The sequence below is a fragment of the Paraglaciecola mesophila KMM 241 genome (assembly GCF_000315015.1).
Classification (GTDB): domain Bacteria; phylum Pseudomonadota; class Gammaproteobacteria; order Enterobacterales; family Alteromonadaceae; genus Paraglaciecola; species Paraglaciecola mesophila.
Map to the genome: position 1 here is coordinate 54137 of NZ_BAEP01000060.1, position 19182 is coordinate 73318.

Annotated in this window: 19 protein-coding genes; 13 read left to right on the plus strand and 6 right to left on the minus strand. The window is 44.0% G+C overall.

The window, feature by feature from the left end; genetic code table 11:
• Positions 1-38: 38 nt before the first annotated feature.
• Positions 39-1103 (minus strand): A/G-specific adenine glycosylase, encoded by a 1065-nt coding sequence (gene mutY / locus GMES_RS14530; RefSeq protein WP_039987519.1) that lies wholly within the window; start codon positions 1101-1103, stop codon positions 39-41.
• 76 nt (positions 1104-1179) lie between these two features.
• Here mutY and GMES_RS14535 point away from each other — a divergent pair, with 76 nt between their 5' ends.
• The 7 genes from GMES_RS14535 (at position 1180) to arcA (ending at position 8313) form a co-directional block, all read left to right on the plus strand.
• Positions 1180-1911: an alpha/beta fold hydrolase gene (locus tag GMES_RS14535; protein ID WP_039987521.1), complete on the plus strand. Its 732-nt coding sequence runs from the start codon at positions 1180-1182 to the stop codon at positions 1909-1911.
• 80 nt (positions 1912-1991) lie between these two features.
• The gene (gene trmB, locus GMES_RS14540; protein WP_006993485.1) at positions 1992-2711 is read left to right on the plus strand and encodes a tRNA (guanosine(46)-N7)-methyltransferase TrmB; all 720 of its coding nucleotides are present in this window, start codon (positions 1992-1994) and stop codon (positions 2709-2711) included.
• Entirely contained in the window at positions 2711-3742 is a 1032-nt protein-coding gene (locus GMES_RS14545) for a methyltransferase (protein ID WP_039987522.1), read from the plus strand. Before trmB ends, GMES_RS14545 begins: the two co-directional genes overlap by 1 nt.
• A gap of 118 nt (positions 3743-3860) precedes the next feature.
• Positions 3861-5291 carry a glycogen synthase GlgA gene (glgA, locus tag GMES_RS14550; protein WP_006993487.1) on the plus strand — a complete coding sequence of 477 codons (1431 nt, stop codon included), beginning with the start codon at positions 3861-3863 and terminating at the stop codon, positions 5289-5291.
• 24 nt (positions 5292-5315) lie between these two features.
• Positions 5316-5636: a hypothetical protein gene (locus GMES_RS14555; protein WP_039987524.1), complete on the plus strand. Its 321-nt coding sequence runs from the start codon at positions 5316-5318 to the stop codon at positions 5634-5636.
• A 109-nt stretch (positions 5637-5745) separates the two neighbouring features.
• Positions 5746-7389: a sensor histidine kinase gene (locus GMES_RS14560; protein WP_006993489.1), complete on the plus strand. Its 1644-nt coding sequence runs from the start codon at positions 5746-5748 to the stop codon at positions 7387-7389.
• A 216-nt stretch (positions 7390-7605) separates the two neighbouring features.
• A complete protein-coding gene (gene arcA, locus GMES_RS14565) occupies positions 7606-8313 on the plus strand; it encodes a two-component system response regulator ArcA (RefSeq protein ID WP_006993490.1) in 708 nt (235 codons plus the stop codon).
• Positions 8314-8376: 63 nt separating this feature from the next.
• Here the strand turns inward: arcA and GMES_RS14570 are convergent, their stop codons facing one another.
• Positions 8377-8880, minus strand: a complete 504-nt coding sequence (locus tag GMES_RS14570; protein ID WP_006993491.1) for an FxsA family protein — start codon at positions 8878-8880, stop codon at positions 8377-8379.
• Between the two features lie 261 nt (positions 8881-9141).
• On the opposite strand from GMES_RS14570, the gene GMES_RS14575 reads away from it, so the two are divergent.
• Positions 9142-10920, plus strand: a complete 1779-nt coding sequence (locus GMES_RS14575) for a protein-disulfide reductase DsbD (RefSeq protein WP_006993492.1) — start codon at positions 9142-9144, stop codon at positions 10918-10920.
• 46 nt (positions 10921-10966) lie between these two features.
• Positions 10967-11821 (plus strand): alpha/beta hydrolase, encoded by an 855-nt coding sequence (locus tag GMES_RS14580; protein ID WP_006993493.1) that lies wholly within the window; start codon positions 10967-10969, stop codon positions 11819-11821.
• 84 nt (positions 11822-11905) lie between these two features.
• Here GMES_RS14580 and upp read toward each other — a convergent pair whose 3' ends face one another.
• Together upp and GMES_RS14590 are read right to left on the minus strand one after the other, a co-directional pair.
• Positions 11906-12535 (minus strand): uracil phosphoribosyltransferase, encoded by a 630-nt coding sequence (gene upp / locus GMES_RS14585; RefSeq protein ID WP_006993494.1) that lies wholly within the window; start codon positions 12533-12535, stop codon positions 11906-11908.
• 25 nt (positions 12536-12560) lie between these two features.
• Complete coding sequence (locus tag GMES_RS14590) at positions 12561-13160, minus strand: acyl carrier protein phosphodiesterase (protein ID WP_006993495.1); 600 nt, start codon at positions 13158-13160, stop codon at positions 12561-12563.
• A gap of 214 nt (positions 13161-13374) precedes the next feature.
• Between GMES_RS14590 and aroQ the strand changes: the two genes are divergently transcribed.
• From aroQ to accC, 3 genes are read left to right on the plus strand one after another with little or no spacing between them, the layout of a single operon-like run.
• On the plus strand, positions 13375-13860 hold the full coding sequence (gene aroQ, locus GMES_RS14595; protein WP_006993496.1) for a type II 3-dehydroquinate dehydratase: 486 nt from the start codon (positions 13375-13377) through the stop codon (positions 13858-13860).
• Positions 13861-13919: 59 nt separating this feature from the next.
• Positions 13920-14366, plus strand: a complete 447-nt coding sequence (gene accB / locus GMES_RS14600) for an acetyl-CoA carboxylase biotin carboxyl carrier protein (RefSeq protein ID WP_006993497.1) — start codon at positions 13920-13922, stop codon at positions 14364-14366.
• 14 nt (positions 14367-14380) lie between these two features.
• A complete protein-coding gene (accC, locus tag GMES_RS14605) occupies positions 14381-15730 on the plus strand; it encodes an acetyl-CoA carboxylase biotin carboxylase subunit (protein ID WP_006993498.1) in 1350 nt (449 codons plus the stop codon).
• A 52-nt stretch (positions 15731-15782) separates the two neighbouring features.
• Here the strand turns inward: accC and GMES_RS14610 are convergent, their stop codons facing one another.
• Complete coding sequence (locus GMES_RS14610; RefSeq protein ID WP_006993499.1) at positions 15783-17138, minus strand: MATE family efflux transporter; 1356 nt, start codon at positions 17136-17138, stop codon at positions 15783-15785.
• A gap of 140 nt (positions 17139-17278) precedes the next feature.
• Here GMES_RS14610 and prmA point away from each other — a divergent pair, with 140 nt between their 5' ends.
• Entirely contained in the window at positions 17279-18157 is an 879-nt protein-coding gene (prmA, locus tag GMES_RS14615) for a 50S ribosomal protein L11 methyltransferase (RefSeq protein WP_006993500.1), read from the plus strand.
• Positions 18158-18180: 23 nt separating this feature from the next.
• On the opposite strand, the gene GMES_RS14620 is transcribed toward prmA, so the two are convergent.
• Positions 18181-18693, minus strand: a complete 513-nt coding sequence (locus GMES_RS14620; protein WP_006993501.1) for a winged helix-turn-helix transcriptional regulator — start codon at positions 18691-18693, stop codon at positions 18181-18183.
• Positions 18694-19182 lie beyond the last annotated feature (489 nt).

The following is a 19182-nucleotide window of genomic DNA, read 5'->3' on the forward strand; positions in this document are numbered from 1 at the left end:
GCGTGCTAAGCAATGTATCACGTCGAATAGCATGCTCTTTAAAGCTGTGTCTCACATATCGTGAGTAATTTTTTGGTGGGCGCAGCTAAGCCAATATTCGGTTGGTTGAGTAAGTCATACCAGATCTGTTGCTTTTCATTAACCTGTAATGATGTAGGTTGTTTGAGTTGCAAAATAACCGGCTGAATATCTAGATGAAAGTGGCTGAATGTATGGCGAAAAGGCTCAAGGGTAACTCGCGTGTAATCGCTTAATCCTAGTTGCTGAGCTGCTTCGTCCAGTGTTTCTAAAGTGTCCGCTTCATAAAATCCCCACAAACCACCCCACAAGCCTGCGGGTGGCCTTTGATAAATCAAAATCTGAGACTGCCACATAGGTATGAGCATGACAGTGGTGCGAACTGGAGTGTCTTTTTTAGGCTTTCTACCGGGTAATTCACTTTGGCGACCTTGAGCGAAAGCCAAGCAGCCTTGTTGTAAAGGACAGCTATCGCATTTTGGTTTGCTGCGAGTGCAAATAGTGGCACCCATGTCCATCATAGCTTGTGTGTAATCGCCGGTACGTGAGCTCGGAGTAAGCGAATCGGCGTATTGCCATAGCGCTTGTTCAACGTCTTTTTTACCCGGCCAACCATCAACTGCAAAATAGCGAGCTAACACTCGCTTCACGTTGCCATCTAATATGCTGTGATCTTGCCCGCAGGCCAATGACAGTACTGCACCAGCAGTAGAGCGGCCAATACCTGGCAAAGCCACTACATCGTTTATATCTTGGGGGAATGCCCCATTATATTCATCACGAATAACTTGTGCTGCTTTTTGTAAATTTCTAGCGCGAGCGTAGTAGCCTAAACCCGTCCAGTGGTGCAGCACTTCATCTTGCGGGGCACTGGCTAGGCTTAAAATGTCAGGGAAGCGCAGCATAAATTTTTGATAATAGGGAATAACCGTTTTGACTTGGGTTTGTTGAAGCATAATTTCTGACACCCAAACAGAGTAAGGGGTTTTCCCTTGCTGCCAGGGTAAGTCTTTGCGACCATGGCTATCAAACCAAGTCAATATTCGGTTTGCAAAAGATGATGTTAGCTGAGACTGAGATTGCACGGGTTGGTATACTGCTTATGCACTTATAAGTTATGCCTCGATCATACCTCAATTACAGATAAATGGTTCATTTGAAATGACAACAACTCCTCCCCCAGCAGCATCCTCGGTTACTCTTGAACAACCGGTGATTTTTTATCCCGGTACTTTATGCGATGAGCGAGTATTTATGCCTTGCTGGCGCGCCATTGACATTCCTAAACGCGCATTTGTACCGCTGCAATGGGCCGAATCTTTAAAGCAAATGTTGGCGCTGAGTCACGACCGTTTAGATTATTTTGATGAGCCCGTACATTTGGTTGGTTTCTCCATGGGCGGTTACGTCGCCGCATTAACGGCCTTAGAGCAACCTAACAGAGTCGCCTCACTGACATTGATTGGTAGTTACCCAGGCCAATTTGATCAACAGGAACGCCAAGCACGCAACAATATTATTCAGGCAATAAAGAATAAAAAGTATCAGGGCATGAGTGGCAACCGCTTGAAGCAATTCGTATTATCGGTAGATAACAGCCAAGTTATAGACATCATTAAAGCGATGGAAAGCGATTTAGGACCTGCTGTTTTGGCCGCACAAATGGCGGCGTTGAGTGAGCGTGAAGATTTAACAGCACGCCTAGCAAATGCCAATTTTACGCTACATTTGCTAGTGGGTGAGCAAGATAAAATAGCGCCACCTAGCAAGATAACAGCTCTGGGCGCGGGTTTAAGCAAAAGTCGCTTGCATATTTTTGACGCCGCTGCACATATGTTGCCTTTAGAGCAGCCCGCAGCGCTGGCTCAGTATTTTGCTGAAAATTTCAGCTAAATTACCCTTATAGCCTTGCAATACCTGTAGTGGGCGGCATAATGCGCGGCTGCTAAGTACAGCGAGATACGAGAAGAATCATGAGCCAATTTAAATCCAAAGAAGAAGCAGCCGAATCCGGCGTTTATATCCGTAAAATCCAGAGCTTTGTTAAGCGCGAAGGTCGTTTAACTAAGGGCCAAGAAAAGGCAATCGAAAGCAATTGGGAAACCATGGGCTTAGAGCATAAATCTGGTTTGCTCGATATGAACGAAGTGTTTGGTCGCACGGCACCAGTGGTGTTAGAAATTGGTTTTGGTATGGGCAAATCATTAGTCACTATGGCAAAAAATGAGCCTGACAAGGATTTTATCGGTATTGAAGTGCATCGCCCTGGTATTGGTGCATGTCTCGCTGACGCCCAAGAGCAAGGTGTAACCAATTTACGTGTTTATGAACATGATGCTGTTGAAGTCTTGGCCGATTGTATTGCTGATGGCAGCTTGAGCCGCATGCAGTTGTTCTTTCCAGATCCTTGGCACAAGAAGCGTCACCACAAACGCCGTATTGTTCAGCCTGAGTTTGTTGAAAAATTACGTAGCAAATTAGCGATTGGCGGTGTTTTTCACATGGCGACAGACTGGGAAAACTACGCAGAGCATATGCTAGAAATAATGGCCGTAGCGCCGGGTTATAAGAACTTGTCATCTACCAGTGATTATGTACCACGCCCAGAGCAACGGCCGTTGACTAAGTTTGAGCAGCGCGGCCATCGTTTAGGCCACGGTGTGTGGGATTTGATGTTCGAGAGAGTAGCATGATGTTAAGTGCAGCAAGCCAAGTATTATTGCGTAGCGAAGAGCTACTCGAGCAAGGAAAATGGTTGCTCGTAAACCCCACCGATGGCCACGTTTTTTCAGAGCTTTCGAATCCAGAAGTTTATGGTTTTCATCAGTTTTTTGATATTTATGAGCAAAGTATTGCAGCGGCGAAAGCTCAAGGGCGCGACACTCAGCACCAATTTGTAGCTGCATATGATACCGATGTCTCGTTTGACGGTGCAGTCTTGTATTTACCTAAAGCGAAAGCCCATGGGCAAATGTTGCTCGCGAATATCGTGGCATGTTTGAAACCTGGCGCTACTTTGTTGGTGGTAGGTGAGAATAAAGGCGGTATCAAAAGTGCGGCTAAGCTTTTAACCCCTTACTCAGATAATGTGAATAAAATTGACTCTGCTCGTCACTGCGCCATGTTTGCAGCTGTGGTTGATAAACCTGTGGCGCCATTTGATATCACAAAATGGCAAGATGTATCAGAGCAGCAAGTTGCTGATATTAGCTTTAAAGTGTGCTCATTGCCGGGGGTATTCAGTCATGGTGAGTTGGATAAAGGTACGCAACTATTGCTTGATAACATCGACAGGGTGGTGTCAGGTCGTATTTTAGATTTTGCTTGCGGTGCGGGTATTATCGGTTGCTTCGCGGGCCTTAAAAACCCACAAGCTCAGGTCGTGATGAGTGATGTGAGTGCATTGGCTATATATTGCTCGCAGAAAAGTGCTGAGTTAAATAGTGTAAAAGCACAGGTAATTCCCTCAAATGGCTTACGGGCGTTGACGGGGAAATTTGCCCAAGTGTTTACCAATCCACCGTTTCACACGGGGATTAAAACAGATTACTCGGTTACGGAAGGTTTTATGCAGCAGCTTAAAAACCATTTACAAGACCGAGGCAGCCTGATTTTGGTGGCCAATAAGTTTTTGCGCTACGCGGATGAACTCGACAAACAGTTCAAATCCGTTCAGACGTTAACAGAAACGACTAAGTTTAGTGTTTATTGTTGTCGTCGTTGATTGCAGTTATATTAATGCGTTAATAGAGCAAGCATATGTCTTTGAGTCCATGTTAATCAGTATCGCTATGATTTTCCGATAGGGCAGTGAATCGAGAAACCAATGGGGTATAGTGTTGATGAAAGTATTATTCGTTGTATCTGAGGTTGAAGATCTGGTTAAAACTGGCGGGCTAGCAGATGTAGCTAAAGCGCTCCCCATTGCATTAAGCGAAATGGGCCACGAAGTGTGTATTGTTATGCCTTACTACAAAATGTTGGCAGAGCAACATCCGGGTGAAGATTGCGCTGAGCCTCAGGCACTTTTTGCCAGCCGCAAACCCTACGATTTTACGATTAAACGCTTACAGATTGGCAATGTGCCCGTTTACGCAATAGATTACCCAGCTTACTTTGCACGTGATGGATTATATTCTGATAGCTATCACGCTTATCCTGACAACGCTGAGCGTTTTGCCTTTTTTGCCCAAGGGGCGTTGCAAGTCGCAAAAGCGTTAGATTTCCAGCCAGATATTGTGCATTGCAACGATTGGCATACGGCGCTAACGCCTTATTTTATGAGCATTGATGACAGCGGCTTCTTTGATCGAAGCCGCAGTATCTTTACTATTCATAATGGCGCATATCAGGGCACACATCGTTTTTCAGATATTCCTTTTTTGCAGCCGCATTATTTACTTCATTCGCAATTAGACGGTGATGCATTGAATTTTGTACGCATGGGTATTCGCTATGCGCATAAAATTAATGCGGTGAGTCCAAATTACGCCCAAGAATTGTTAACTCCTTTGGGCTCGCATCATTTGTACCATGAGTTTCAGCAGCGCCGGAATGATTTAAGCGGTATTCTAAATGGTTGTGATTACACCCAGTGGGATCCCATCAATGACCCGCACATTATTCAAACCTATACCGCTGATGATATGAGCGGTAAAGAGAAGTGCAAAATTGATTTACAGCGAGAAGCACAAATACCGCAAGATTTAGGCATACCGCTGGTGGGCATGGTCTGTCGATTAACTGAACAAAAAGGCTTTGGCTACATATTGCCTATGCTTGAGCAACTCATGCAGCATAATGTTCAGTTGGTGATTATTGGTACAGGCGACCCGCAGATAAGCCATACATTGCGTAGTGTTGCACAGCGACATCCACAAAAGCTCGCGTTTATCGAAGCATTCAGTGTACAAAAAGCCCATATGCTCGAAGCGGGCAGTGACTTTTTCTTAATGCCTTCTTTATTCGAGCCTTGCGGCCTAAATCAAATGTATAGTCTTGCCTTTGGTACCTTGCCCATCGTACGTGGTGTTGGGGGCTTGAAGGATACGGTTACTGACCTTGCAGATGACCCAGAGCAAGCAACCGGCTTTGTGTTCGAGCATCCAGACAGCGACGCCTTGCTAGCCTGTATTCAACGGGCGCTATTGTTCTACCGTGAATATCCAGAGCGTTTTAAAGCTACGCAAATGCGTGCTATGCACAGCCGATTTACTTGGCAGCAAGCTGCCCAGCAGTATTTAGCCTTATACCATGAAGCAATTGGTGATTAGTGCTGAGTGAGGTTCACGAGAAGCATGCTCTTTAGAGTAATTTTGGGCCTGATTGTAGGTATGCTATTTGCCATTAAACTACAGGCAATGCCAGAACAACGTTTGCAATCTAGTGGGCGGGAAGAGGCTTGCCCGCACCTGATCTATAAGAAATCTCCTGTCGATATAAAAAAGCTAAGTGTGAAATCCGGTGACATGATTTGTTTATGTTTATCAGACTTGCCTGATATGCGAGGTGCATCCGAAAAAGACCTACGCAGTCCAGAATTTCAAGTAACCCTAAGTCGATTTGCAGGTGATTGGGGTTTATCTGAACCAGAATTGTTACTTCTGATACGAAAATAGAAACGCAGTGGGAGTAATAAAGTCCCCTCAGATAAGATTAACTGTTTCATTTTCCACTGGTTTAGCTCAATATGTTGGATAGACTCTGCTAAGGTTTCATTTTTAAAATATGCATGCTAAAAGTAATTTTTTGTCTATTAAAAGCCTAATTATTTGGGTTGTAATGGCGATTACCTCGTTAGCATTGCTTTTGGCAACCTGCATTAATTTATATGGTCAAATCAGTAGTTACCGTCTTCAACTAATTGACAACGTCAATATCTTTTCTGAGCTCATCAGTCGCAATGCGGTTGCCACAATTGAAGATGAGCTTAATTTCAATGAAGAGCGCAATCTCAGCACACTCAGTGCATCGGATATATTAGAAAATGTGCATATTTATCGCTTTGTAGAAGGTGGTAAATTAGAATTTTTCGCCAGTTACAACAAAGACGGTGTCGCACCTGTAAATGCCAAATTCGATCGTATTGAATCACTATCTCAAGCGGCCATTGATGGCAGCACAGTTGAGGTGATACGCGAAATTAACCGCGATGATGGGCAGTTATTGGGTTACACCTATGTGCGCGCTTCAGCTGATGGGCTTGAGCGGTTAATCTCTCGCTCAGTAGGAATAGCTGTGGGCGTGCTGCTTTTGTCATTACTACTGTGCTTCTTGCTTACCTTAAAGTTACAGAACACAATCACCGCGCCGATCCGCAATTTAGCACACTTGGTGCAACGCATTTCTCGTCACAAAGATTATTCAGGGCGAGCTCAGCCGAGCAACATCAAAGAGCTAGATATACTCAGTGATGCATTTAATGCCATGATGCAGCGCACACAAGAACATCTGCAGCGGCAAAATGAGGCCGAAGAAGAGCACAGACGACTCAACAGTAGCCTCGAAGAAAAGGTCACTCAGCGCACGCTTGCTTTAAAAGAAGCAAACAACGAACTCATTCAAACCTTAGAGAAACTGCATCAATTTCAGCGTCAAATGGTGCAAAACGAGAAAATGGCTTCCCTTGGCGATATGGTGGCTGGGGTTGCTCACGAGGTAAACACACCTATTGGTCTTGGTGTAACGGCGTCAACCATGATGCTTGACCGTTTAGCTAGCATGCAGAAAGACTTTGAAAATAAAACGCTAAAGGCCAGCTCGTTATCCAAGTTTATTTCAGAGGGCCAAGAAAACCTCAATATTATCTATCGCAACTTAAACCGAGCGGCGGAGTTGATATCTAGCTTTAAGCAAGTTGCGGTAGATCAATCATCAGAGGTAGACCGTGTTTTCTCATTTTCAAAATTGATGGATGAAATTTTGTTGTCCATGCGCCCGAAACTGAAAAGCATGACGCACATCATCAATGTGGAATGTCCTGAAAATTTGTATATTGAGTCTAAAGCGGGCCCAATTAACCAAATTATGATCAACTTAATTATGAATTCCATCATTCACGGCTTTGAGAACAAAGACCAAGGTGCAATTAACATCAAAATCAGTTTGATTGCCGATAAAAAAATCAGCGTGGTATTTTCAGATGACGGCGCGGGTATCCCTGAGTATTTACGTAAGCGTATTTTTGATCCGTTTGTCACCACCAAGCGTGGGCAAGGCGGGAGTGGCCTAGGTATGCATCTGGTATACAACTTAGTCACTCAAGCGTTAAATGGTTCGATAGCACTGACCAGTGAAGAAGGGCAGGGCGTCGAGTTCACCATTTTGTTTCCGGTCAAAAAAGCAACCCAAACATCGGCGCACAAAAACTAATCAGTTATTTTGTGTTTGCAATTTACATTTATATCCCCACATACTTTGCGTAGTGGAAAATATCTTCAATACAACGGATGTAGTCATTTTTCGGCATATTATTTGTCGGGTTTGGCGGGTTGTTTGCATTAGCTAAAATTTAATCTAGATAAAACCCTGATTTTTAGATATTTTCTGATAAACTTTTATCCATATTTTTAACATGGTGTGAAAACGATGCTGACGCCCAATATTTTGATTGTAGAAGATGAAGTTGTTACTAGAACAACCCTCAAGAGCCTGTTTGAAGCAGAAGGCTATAATGTGTTCGAAGCCGAGAACGGTAGTGAAATGCATGAGTTTTTTGAAAATCACGCAATAAATTTAGTGATCATGGACATTAACTTACCAGGTAAAAATGGTTTGATTTTGGCTCGTGAAGTGCGAGATCGTAAAAATATCGGTCTAATCTTTTTGACTGGTCGCGACAACGATGTTGATCGTATATTGGGTCTTGAGATCGGCGCTGACGATTATTTAACTAAGCCGTTTAACCCACGTGAATTGACCATCAGAGCTAGAAACTTGCTGACTCGTACATTGAATAACGCGGAAGACGATGACTTACCAAGTCGAGTTAGCTTTAATGGTTGGACATTAGATGGCGATAGCCGTAGTTTGATTTCTCCTAGTAAGAAAGAATTCAGACTACCACGCAGTGAATTCCGCGCGTTGCATTTATTCCTAAGCAATCCTGGCAAAATTTTGACTCGTGAACAGTTGATTATGGAAATGACAGGTCGTGAATTACGCCCGAATGACCGTACTGTTGATGTAACTATTCGTCGTATACGTAAGCACTTTGAATCAGAAGTGAACGCTGACGAACTGATCGTGACTATCCACGGTGAAGGTTACCGTTTCTGCGGTACCGTTGACGTATAAGTTACATTAGCTCAGACAAAAAAAGCGGCTTAAGCCGCTTTTTTTTCTCTGTAGCATGAATATCTAGTCCGGTTTGTTAAGCCTTTCTGACTCAGGTTTAATTTCATCTTTGCGCTCATATTCGCCTTCAATGATATCGTCGTTCGATGATTGCTGTCTGCCGAAGCCTTGTCTCGACTGCCCACCAAAACCTCCTTGTGCCTGATTAACCACCTGTACGGATAATTTTGCCAGTAGACCTTTAGCAATTAAGGGCCGGGTCATAGGTAGGCAGAATAAAAAACCCAACGCATCAGTGACAAAACCAGGTGTAACAAGCATAACACCTGCAATGACGAGTAATAAACCTTCGGCGACTTCTTGGCCCGGGATCGTACCCTGCTGCATTTTTTGTTGCGCATGAATTAATGTACTGACGCCCTGTTGGCGCACCAAATACGAGCCTATCATAGCCGTAGCGACTACAATTGCGACTGTGTTCCAGCCACCAATTTGCTCACCTACACTTATCAAGAGTGAGATCTCAACGATAGGCAGCAAAACAAACAATAAGAATAATTTACCCAAAACTGTCTCTTTAATTACTTTATGAATGAATATAATGGCGTCGAACGGCCGATAACCAAGGGTAACAGTGTTACAAAGTATGGCAACTGCTCTTTGTTGAGGTACTTAATGGTAAGCTTTAGAAGATGATGACATTTTTGAAAGACATCTATCTTAATTTGGGTTTATATTGGCCTACCGGAGGGGCACTTAATATTGTATTAAGTATGTTACCTTATTTTATTTTTTAACTGTTGAACTGCAAAAAAGAAGTTGTTTTAAATGAAGTTAATAGCATCGTTTTCCATTTTTATGCTCATGTCCATTTGGTCATTAGCCAGCTTAGGCCAAAGCAATTCCTTCGATTCTTTGTTTAGCGATGAACCTGAATTTTTAAAGGTGGATCAGGCTTTCGTATTTGATTATGTACAAAATGGTGATCAACTTGTGGTCACTTGGGACATTGCCGACAACTACTACCTTTATCAGCAACAGTTTAAAGCCGTTTCGAAAAATGCCTCGTTAGGTGAGCCTATTTTTCCTGCAGGAAAAATGAAAGAGGATGAATTCTTCGATGAGCCTCAAGAAGTTTATTACCATAAGGTCTCAGTAACCTATCCTATCTTACAATCACAAGATGATTCTGCGGTTAAAATTCGCTATCAGGGCTGCGCGGAAGCGGGTCTGTGTTACCCCCCAACAACGCAAGTCGTTTATCTAAATACAGTTAATGCCAGTGATGAGCAACTTAATATTGATGGAGCTAGCGTTGAAAATAGCGGCTCTATTTCACAACAGTTTGAGCTAGCAGATTTACTCACGGGCGAGCAGAGCCTGATGTGGGTTTTATTGATTTTTCTAGCGTTAGGCGTGGGCTTAGCTTTTACGCCGTGTGTCTTCCCTATGTATCCGATCTTATCTGGAATAGTCATAGGGCAAGGGAAGGGCATAAGTACATCCCGAGCGTTCGTTTTATCATTCGTCTACGTGCAAGGTATGGCGTTGACGTATTCTTTACTGGGGTTAGTTGTAGCGTCAGCGGGGGTGCAGTTTCAAGCAGCGCTGCAGCATCCTATTATTTTGGGCGTATTGATCGTCGTATTTGTACTGTTGGCATTGGTAATGTTCGGTGCTTGGGAATTCCAATTACCCTCAAGCTGGCAAGAAAAGCTCAATGGCGTGAGTAACCAACAGAAAAGTGGAAGTTACTTAGGCGTACTTTTGATGGGGGCCATTTCAGGGCTGGTTGCATCCCCGTGTACCACCGCGCCGTTAACCGGAATATTACTGTACATAGCGCAAACGGGTGATTTATTGCTGGGCTTCAGTGCACTGTATGCACTAAGTTTAGGCATGGGAATACCATTGATATTGTTTGGTATAACAGGCGGTAAATTATTGCCTAAAGCAGGTGCATGGATGAACATCATTAAAGTCACTTTTGGCTTTATGATGCTTGCAGTCGCGTTAATGTTTGTAGAGCGATTAGTCAGCCATGTGGTAACAGATATTTTGTGGTCGTTGTTAGGGTTGGTGACTTTCAGCTATTTTTATGTAATGAATCAAGCCAGTTCAGTGACCTTCGGGAAGGGCGTTCGCGCGCTAGTTATTTTTATCGGTTTGTTTGCTTCTGCCATGTATGGCTATCAGACCATTTGGGGCCAAACATCTTCTGTTACCGGACATATAGATCAAAGCCATCCTCGCTTTGAAGTGGTTAAAAACCTTGATGATTTTGAGCAAAAATTAGCTGCAGCCAACGCGCAAGGTAAAAGCGTAATGGTCGATTTATACGCGGACTGGTGTGTTGCCTGTAAAGAGTTCGAAAAATATACCTTCCCTGATACGCAAGTGGTTGACGCGCTTAGTAACACAGTGTGGATGCAAATAGATTTAACCGATAACACGGCGACTAACATTGAATTTCAAGAGCATTTTTCGATTCTAGGCTTGCCGACTATCTTGTTCTTTGACTCGCAAGGTAATGAGATTAGCGGGTCTCGGGTTACCGGATTTATGCAAGCGCCAGCGTTTGCCGCCCATGCAAAAAATATCTTATAACTTAGGTAGCGCCTACCAAATTTAATGTATTAGAAGGATGAAACACATGTTAGCCCGCCGTTTTAGTTGTTATATCGTTAGTATGTTGTTGTCCTTCATATGTTTCGCTTCGAATGCTGCTACTGTCGTGTCAGAGCGCGTTATTACTTTAGAAAACAATATGCAAGCTACCCATACTCAGGCACAAGGTGAAGCAATAGCGAGTGTACTGTTGATTCACGGCTGGGCAGGCAACATGAATGAAGTGGGCGATATGTATAAGCGTTTAGCTGCGCAGTTAGCGAAACAGCATATTGCCTCCCTTAGAATTAACATACGCGGCGAAAGTGAACGCGAAAAAAGCGGATATCGACTCACCAGTACTTTTTCATCTCGGGTTACTGATGCCGAAACGGGACTGGCCTTTTTACGACAGCAATACAGTGCTACTCCCACCGGTGTGGTCGGTTTTAGTCTTGGGGGGGCAACGACCATAAGGCTTATGGGATTGCGCCCAACAGATATTAACAGTGTTGTGCTTTGGTCAAGCGCGGGAGACCCAGCACTGGTAGGCCAAAGCATTCTATCTCCGGCTCAAATGCGTGAAGTGCTCGATAAAGGTGAAGTAAAAGTGCCTACATGGGAAACGCTAACAGTCACCAAAGTGCATGTTTTAGGTATGATGGGCCACGACATTTATCAAAATATTAACGCTTATAATGGGCCCCTGTTATCCATTCGAGGCAGCGAAGACTACGTTGAACCTATCGAGAAAATCTTGCTCCCACTAACTTCATCAACACTTGCTGAGGCCCGTGTTATTCAAGGCGCTGATCATATATTCGATTCGTTCAACCCTGAAAGCCAATACGACGAACGGGTGATAAAGCAGACGCTGGACTGGCTAGTCGATACGCTCTAAGGCGTTATTTCAGGCGGCAATGGCTAAGCACCATGTGCGCAATGCAATAACGCATTGGGGAAAGGAGGCTATGTAAGGTAGCGCTTATCGTGTACCGAATATTTTGTCTCCGGCATCACCTAAGCCCGGTAAAATGTAACCGTGCTCGTTAAGTTTTTCATCCACGGCTGCGGTGTAAATGTCTACATCTGGGTGTTTGCTCACAACCGCTTCTATGCCCTCTGGTGCCGCGACTAAGAATAAGCCCATTATGTGTTGGCAACCTTTTTCCTTCAGTAAATCGATGGTCGCGATTAACGTACCGCCGGTGGCGAGCATAGGGTCAACTATTAGCGCAGTGCGCTCTTCCACATCTTTTACTACTTTGTCGAAATAAGCCACTGGCTGCAGCGTTTCTTCATCACGATACAAGCCTACCACGCTGACCTTTGCATTTGGAATGAGCTGCATAACACCGTCTAACATGCCAAGACCCGCACGCAAAATAGGGACTATGGTGATTTTCTTGCCTTTAATCTTTTTGACTTTAATCGGTTCATCGTTCCAGCCGTTGATCTCAACTGTCTCAGTTTCTAACTCTCGGGTCGCTTCGTAGGTCAGCAGATTACCTACTTCACTGGCAAGCTCTCTAAAATTTTTACTGCTGATGCCAGCCTCGCGCATTAAACCTAATTTATGTTGCACTAAGGGGTGATTGATTTCTTTAACTGACACAGGGTACCTCGAACGTAGAATAGATTTATTTGATAAGTTTACTGACAAATAGCTCACTGTGCCTAAGTAAATCAGGATAAAAATGTAAAAAAGACTGTCTTAATTCACTGTCATTTTCGTTAATGTAGCCCATGGCTTGTTGAGCAAACTGGGTTGGACGGCTGAAGCGTTTTTCAATGGTTTGCATCGCGCGCAAACAGGCGCTGAGATTTTCATAGTCTGCTAACCATTGATGACTGATAAGCCCAGCCCTGACTCGAGTGAAATGAGGGCTAACCTCATAGTTGAGCTGCTCTAAGTCTCGATAAAATTGCTTAAACAAGGTATGCATAGGTAATTCAGGCGCTGAAAACTGTTGCCAATGTTGGAGCAATAAGTGGTCAAAATACACATCAATCGCAATGCCTGCATAGCGTCGTATCGGTTTAGGGAAATCTTGTTTTAAAGCCACTACCCGGGGATGTGAGTCAGTGAAAGTATCAATTTGGCGATGCAAGCGCACGCCAAGTTGTATATTTAAGGGGAAGTCAGCAAAGGCGCTGCCTTTTACAAAATCCCCTAGAAAATTACCAATCAAACTGGTTTGAGTGTGTTTAGCAAGGTGTAAATGTGCAATATAGTTCATGCTTGTATTTGAACGCGATACCGGCTTGGGGTCAAATAGCTTATTAATATACCTGGTACTAAGATTAAATACGCAAACTTGGCGGCAATCTTCGCTGATAAGACCAGTATTTTGCTGCTAATTTGTAAGTTAGCTCTATAATGACCTCAATTGAGTGCAATGAGTTGAAATTTTAAGCGAAATTAGTCGCTAATCAGATACTTATTTGCTAATAATGAAAGATAATTATCATTTTAACGAAGATAGCGGCGTATTCTTGAAAGTTTTATTAATTAATGGACCCAACCTCAATATGTTGGGCAAACGTGAACCCGAAGTTTATGGCTCACGTAGCCTACAAGATATTGTTGACACTTTAAACGTGCAAGCAAAAGGCATGGGGATCGCATTAAATCATGTGCAATCAAATGCTGAGCACGAGTTAATCGATGCTATTCACAGCGCCTATCAAAAAGTCGACTTTATAATTATCAATCCTGGCGCCTTTACGCATACAAGCGTTGCCCTGCGCGATGCTTTACTTAGCGTATCGACTCCTTTCATTGAAGTGCATTTATCCAATGTTCATGCTCGCGAACCTTTTCGCCATCACTCGTACTTATCAGACGTAGCGGTGGGGGTGATATGTGGTTTGGGTGAACAGGGTTATGCGTTTGCACTCAATGCAGCTCAACAACATGTGAATAACCAAACGAATTAGTTGCCGTGGTCGGTGTGCTACCGGTCGCTTATGTATACAAATCAAAAAGAGATAACATCATGGATATACGCAAAATCAAGAAACTCATCGAGTTAGTAGAAGAATCAGGTATTTCTGAGCTAGAAATTACTGAAGGCGAAGAATCTGTACGAATCCATCGTAGCGGCCAACCGGCAGCGCAAGTACAGTACTCTGCCCCTATTCAACAAGCTGCGCCCTTGGCAGCGGCTCCAGTCGTTGAATCAGCACCAGCAGCCGTTGCTGAAACCAGTGGTCACCGTGTTAAATCTCCAATGGTCGGCACTTTCTACCGTTCATCTTCTCCAGGTTCAAAACCATTTGCTGAAGTAGGACAAAGCGTCAAAGTAGGCGACACTTTATGTATCATCGAAGCTATGAAAATGATGAATCAAATTGAGTCGGACAAAGCTGGCGTTATCAAAGAAATCCTAATCGACAACCAAGAGCCGGTTGAATTCGATCAGCCCCTATTCATCATTGAATAAGCAGGTTACTGAAAATGCTTGATAAAGTACTGATTGCCAATCGCGGTGAAATTGCGCTTCGCATCTTGCGTGCCTGTAAAGAGTTGGGCATCAAGACAGTCGCTGTGCACTCCACCGCAGATGAAAGTTTAAAGCACGTGCTTTTGGCTGACGAAACCATTTGTATCGGTAAGCCATCTGCAACCGAAAGTTACCTAAACATTCCGCGTATTATTGCAGCGGCAGAAATCACTAACTCAGTGGCTATTCACCCTGGTTACGGCTTTCTAGCAGAGAATGCTGATTTTGCTGAAGCGGTTGAACGTAGCGGGTTTATCTTCATTGGACCAAAAGCTGAAACGATAAATTTGATGGGCGACAAAGTGTCTGCAATCAAATCGATGAAGGCTGCCGGTGTACCTTGTGTACCAGGTTCTGATGGGCCATTAAATGATGATGAAGCGCGCAACAAAAAGTTAGCTCAAGGTATCGGTTATCCAATCATCGTCAAAGCCGCTGGTGGCGGTGGTGGTCGTGGTATGCGCGTTGTTCGCAGTGAAGAAGAACTAATCGGTGCTATCGCAGCAACGAAAGGCGAAGCCGCTGCTGCGTTCAACAATGATGTGGTTTACATGGAGAAATTCCTTGAAAACCCTCGCCACGTTGAAATTCAAATTTTGGCTGATGGTCAGGGTAGCGCAATTCACTTAGGTGAGCGTGACTGCTCTATGCAGCGTCGTCACCAAAAAGTGGTTGAAGAAGCGCCTGCGCCTGGTATTACCGAAGAAATGCGTGCCAAAATTGGTGCGCGTTGTTGCCAAGCATGTATCGATATCGGATACCGCGGAGCTGGTACGTTTGAATTTTTGTTCGAAAACGGCGAGTTTTATTTCATTGAAATGAACACCCGAATTCAGGTTGAGCACCCTGTATCTGAAATGATCACAGGTGTCGATTTGATCAAAGAGCAATTGCGTATCGCGGATGGCCAAAAGCTAACGATTTCCCAAGAGCAGATCCAAGTGCGTGGGCATGCAATTGAGTGTCGTATTAACGCCGAAGATCCAGATACCTTCATTCCAAGCCCAGGTAAAATTAATATGTTTCACCCACCAGGTGGTTTAGGTGTACGTTGGGACTCGCATATTTATGCGGGTTATTCTGTACCGCCTAACTATGACTCAATGATTGGTAAGTTGATCACTTACGGTGAAACCCGTGAAGTGGCGATTGCTAGAATGCGTCATGCATTAGGTGAGCTGGTTATTGAAGGTATCAAGACCAATATTCCATTACAACAGCGTATTATGGCAGATGAAGCCTTTGCCGCTGGTGGTGCGAATATTCACTACCTTGAGAAAAAATTAGGCCTAGGCGGGCATTAATTTTTCACAATATGAATGATAAAAAAGAGTGCTTCGGCACTCTTTTTTGTTTCTACTCCTGTAGTTCTTTGGCTTGAATATGGTTTAGCCACCAAAGTGAATACCAACCGATTGCAACCCCAGATACAACATTAGCGACGGCGATACCAAAAAACGCATAATCGATTTGCGCAAAGGTGGCGCCAAGCCAAGATAAAGGGACATAAAATAAAGCAGAACGAACCACGTAAAATCCCAGCCCCACTTTAGCTTTGCCAATAGAATTAAACGCAGCAGCGGCCACAATTACGATACCGTAACCCCAAACACTCAAGGGAATGATGCGCAGATAACTCAACGCCTGAGCTGCTACTTCGCCGTCATCTGTAAACGCACCGACAATAAATGGCCCGGTAAACCATAAAAACGCACTCAACACCAAAGCCCATACCATACACACCCAATAGCTAATCTTGAGTCCATCAATAATGCGCTGAACTTTGTAAGCGCCCCAATTTTGCCCCGCCAATGGGCCAATGGCAGAAGACAATGCAAGCATAGGTATTACAGCAAAAAACTCGATTCGTGTTGCCACGCCGAATGCAGCAACTGATTTCTCACCAAACCACGCCACAATGGCGGTGACAATGGCAATCGATAAAGGATTGACCATATTACCCGCGGCGGCAGGCACAGCGATAGAGAGCAAGTAACGCCACGAAGCCACTAGTTGCTCATTGGAGGCCAGTTGAAAACTTAGTAATTTTTCACGCATAACCAGTATGGCTAGTGATGCGAACAGGGTTAATACTTGGGCCAGTAAGGTGCCGTAAGCTGCCCCTTCAATATCGAAGGCTGGAATAACGCCCCAACCAAAAATTAAGATAGGTGTGGCCACAATATTGACCAGCGCAGACCCAATCATCATTAGGCTTGGCCAGAATGCATCCCCTACTGAACGGATCAAGGCGTTTGCAATCATGGGGACAACCAAGAAAGGCACAGATATAAACCAGATACGCATATAGCGCGCGCCTAACTCTAGCACCTGCCCAGTCGCGCCCAATAAACCCAGCAACGGTTTCACGTATGCATAACCTAGAACAGCGACAAACATAACCACGAATATACCGAGCAATAAACTATCGGTAGACAAACGCTTTGCCTGTTCTTTGTCATTTGAGCCCACTGCACGCGAGACCGCTGATGCAGCGCCAACCCCCAAGCCGATGGCTAAACTCGATATACTCATAGTGACGGGAAAGCTGAATGACAAAGCGGCAAGGTGCTCGGTGCCTAGTTGGCTAACAAAATAGGTATCGATTAACGACACAGACAGCACCGCGATAATGCCAAAAACCATGGGTAAGGTGAGTTTCGCTAATACCTGATGAACAGGCGGGACAGTTAAGTCGCGAGATGTAGGCAATATAGCTCCCAAAAAATAAACAGAGACAATAACAAGAACGGATTTATTCACGCAAAAGTTCAACGCGATCGGTGAACGCGTTAGTTTACGCTAATTAACTAATGTTATACTGGCTTCTTTGCCATTAGATAAGACCTGCCATGCCTTGGATCCAACTCATCATCGACACAAAAGCCAAATACGCTGAGCAAGTAGGTGACATGCTAAGCGCTAACGGTGCCCAAGCAGTCACCTTTGTTGACGCCAAAGACACCCCAATGTACGAGCCCAAGCCTGGAGAGGTGATGTTATGGCCTGAAACGCAAGTGGTTGGCTTATACGAAGCTGATTATGATATGGACGGCGTCGTCGCAAGAATGAGTAAATCAAAGGTGCTAGGGTCAGATTTTCCTCACAAACTTGACCAACTAGAAGACAAAGATTGGGAGCGAGAATGGATGGACAACTTTCACCCCATGCGGTTCGGTCAGCGCCTTTGGATTTGCCCCAGCTGGCGCGACGTGCCCGACCCAACCGCGGTGAATGTTATGCTCGACCCAGGGCTTGCATTTGGTACTGGAACGCACCCAACAACCGCCTTGTGTTTACGTTGGTTAGATGCTCTAGAGTTAAGCGATAAGTTAGTGGTCGATTTTGGCTGTGGCTCCGGAATATTAGGAATAGCGGCAATAAAATTAGGGGCCAAGCGGGTGGTTGGTATTGATATTGACCCACAAGCTTTACTATCAAGCCAAACCAATGCCGATCGTAATCATATAGGTGACAAAATTGAGCTTTATTTGCCCGAGCATCAACCCGAATTAAAGGCTGATGTCGTGCTGGCAAATATACTCGCAGGGCCGCTTCGGGATTTACGTGAGGTGATCACCGCGTATTGTAAATCTGGTGGTAAATTGGTGTTGTCAGGTATATTGGCTGAGCAAGCTCAAGGGATTAATGATTTATACAGTCAAGACTTTCACATGGAACCGATTGAAATAGATGGTGAATGGGCGAGGGTATCAGGTAAGCGCAAATAGCCGCACCTTTGGCTAAAAAGTTATCACGATTTACCGGCATAGATTTCAAGTTTGATGCCGGTCTCTTCACCTCTTTCCACTTTATTCACAATACCAGGACCCAAGGTCGCTGATGTATTATGCACACTCATACTTTCCCCGCATTGCGAGCACGCCACGAGTGGTGTACCGGCTTTGCCGCAAGGTGTATGGAAATAATCAACGGGAGAACCATCTGCGTCTTCTTCCCATTTGTCTCCCCATTGGACAATAGCTAAAAGTATAGGGTAAAGATCAAGTCCTTTCTCGGTGAGCTTGTATTCAAAATGCTGCCTATTTTCATCGTACAACTCTTTATGCAAAACCCCAGAATCGATTAAACGGTTCAGGCGGTCAGATAGGCGATGCTTGGTTATTCCTAATGACTTCTGTAATTCGGAAAACTTAGTGACTTTCCAAAATATGTCTCTGAGGATAAGCAGTGTCCAGCGATCGCCGAATATCGCAGCTGAACGGGCAATAGAGCAAGATTGCTCGCTTATTTGGTTCCACTTCATAGGCTAAAGCCTTTTTTCTTATTTTATTGACTGTGTTAATACACAACATAGGTTGAAACGTTTGGCAAAAAAGGTGTTTGCACAACAGGATTATTTGTCATTACGGGTAAAAAGCGGGCTGCAATTATTCCGCGTGAGTGTCGGTACCCCATGGACTAATTGACCGGAAAACACAAAAAAATCATTCTTTTTAAATCCACTAAGTTAACAGATTAACAGTAATTTCACTGACTAAAATGAAAATCGTAGGAAATTGCCTCACTAAAGTTTATCTAATTTAGACCCATATAAATATAATCACTTTTTTGTTGGTAATTATTTTCAACGTCTTGTCGTGTCTACGCTGGGTGTCTTTTTTACCTCAATGTAATCGCTCAAATACACATACTGAATTTGCATAATGAATTTAAAAATATATTCATGAAAGCGCTTTCATAAATATATCTGTTTTGCTACTGTAAATACATTGTTTCTTAGTTGTTAAATATT